Genomic DNA, 1,658 nt, shown 5'->3' with positions numbered 1-1,658 from the left:
ATTGCTTTTTTTAGAGAAAGAAAAGGTAAGGCTATTGGCTTTAGATTTAAAGATCATACCGATTTTGAAGCAAAAAATGAAAAAATTGGTATAGGAGATGGAAAAAATGAAAGATTTCAATTAATTAAAATATATGGCAAAGAAAAAAGAATCATTACAAAACCAGTGAAAGATACCGTAAGAATTTATACAAGCTATAGATCAACAATACTTGTAAAAGAAATAAATACTCAAATAAATTATATCAATGGCCAAATTATTTTTGATAAACCACCGCAAAGTGGCACTATAATTATTGCAAGTTTTGAATTTGATATACCTGTGCGCTTTGATACGGATGCACTATCAATATCTATGGATGATTATAATAGTTTTTCTTGGTCAGATATTAGCTTAGTGGAGTTAAAATTATGAATCATATTCCATCTAAATTACATCAACATATGAAGTCACCTTTAACCACTCTTGCTACTTGTTGGAAATTAACTTTAAAGAATAATAAAAAAATAGGATTTACAGATGGTGATAAAGATATCGATATTGATGGTATCAAATATTTAGCTAAAAGTGTTTTTATACCTAGTGAAATTCAAAAGAATCGAGAACTATATTCTAATATGAAGACCTCTCACAAGGAATAACCTATATAAAACAAGGAATATTTGGTAAAATTAAAATTTCTAACAAAAAATTTATTATTGAAGTTCATAGTAAAATAGATAATTTAAAGTGGCAAATAGGTAATGTTTTTTCTCCAACATGTAGAACAATTTTTGGAAATAAAAAATGTGGAATCAATGTACAAAAATATACTCATATTTCAGTTATAGATAGAATAATTAATAATGTAGTAATATTTAGTAAATCTTTAGAAAATTTTGCTAATGGATATTTTGATTTTGGTAAAATAATATTTTATACAGCAAATGATACTAAACAATATAAAGTTAAAGAGTTCAGTGCTGGTTATATAACTTTAAGTGATAGTTTAATAAAAAATATAACAGTTGGAAGTAAATTTGAAATTGCAGCAGGTTGTAATAAAGAATTTGCTACTTGTCGTACAAAATTTAATAATGCCCTGAACTTTAGAGGTGAACCACATATTCCTTCTGCTATCAAATTAGTTAGATAAAGCTTTATAAAATTATATTTTTAATACATTTGTGACCTATAAAAAAATATCAATTAGTTTTTTAATAATATTTTTTAGGAAAAAATTTAATGGTTAATAGAAGTGAGATTATAGATTGTGCTCGAAAATATTTAGGAATAAAATTCAGACATCAAGGCCGTATTCTAATAAATAATGATAATAATAATCAAGTGGGCTGTGATTGTCTTGGACTGATAATTGGTATAGCTAAAAATCTTAACCTTAAATCAGTGACAGATAAAATGCTAAGCGATTGTGATGTAAATAATTATACAATAATTCCAGATCCTAGTAAGTTGTTCAATTTCTGCAAAACACATTTTATCAAGATAGCAAAAAATAAAATGAAACAAGCTGATATCGCATTAATGAAATTCAATTATCAACCTCAACATTTAGCCATCATTGCTAATGATATGAATGATAATAATTTCACTATTATTCATAGTTATATCCAGGCTAGGGCAATTATTGAACAACCAATGAATAATTATTGGTATAA

4 protein-coding genes are annotated in these 1,658 nt (G+C 25.6%); all 4 read left to right on the top strand.

What is annotated here, in order from left to right:
• The coding region (locus IHI24_RS04625; RefSeq protein ID WP_194966895.1) for a DUF2460 domain-containing protein at window positions 1-414 on the top strand (414 nt) is incomplete at its 5' end.
• Window positions 411-641: a baseplate hub domain-containing protein gene (locus IHI24_RS04775; RefSeq protein WP_194966894.1), complete on the top strand. Its 231-nt coding sequence runs from the start codon at window positions 411-413 to the stop codon at window positions 639-641. The genes IHI24_RS04625 and IHI24_RS04775, both read left to right, overlap by 4 nt.
• The gene (locus IHI24_RS04815) at window positions 638-1,135 is read left to right on the top strand and encodes a DUF2163 domain-containing protein (RefSeq protein ID WP_194966896.1); all 498 of its coding nucleotides are present in this window, start codon (window positions 638-640) and stop codon (window positions 1,133-1,135) included. The genes IHI24_RS04775 and IHI24_RS04815 overlap by 4 nt, the downstream gene beginning before the upstream one ends.
• 89 nt (window positions 1,136-1,224) lie before the next feature.
• On the top strand, window positions 1,225-1,658 hold a 434-nt coding region (locus IHI24_RS04610), incomplete at its 3' end, for a C40 family peptidase (RefSeq protein WP_194966893.1).

The organism is Rickettsia endosymbiont of Cardiosporidium cionae (genome assembly GCF_015476335.1).
In the GTDB taxonomy this organism is placed as follows: Bacteria; Pseudomonadota; Alphaproteobacteria; order Rickettsiales; family Rickettsiaceae; genus JADHZC01.
Note: the sequence above shows the minus strand (reverse complement) of the source record. Positions and strands in the feature narration are given on the sequence as shown.

Bases quoted from the DNA above. Each gene is read 5' to 3' on its own strand.
- IHI24_RS04775 (WP_194966894.1), top strand. From the start codon at position 411: ATGAATCATATTCCATCTAAATTACATCAACATATGAAGTCACCTTTA.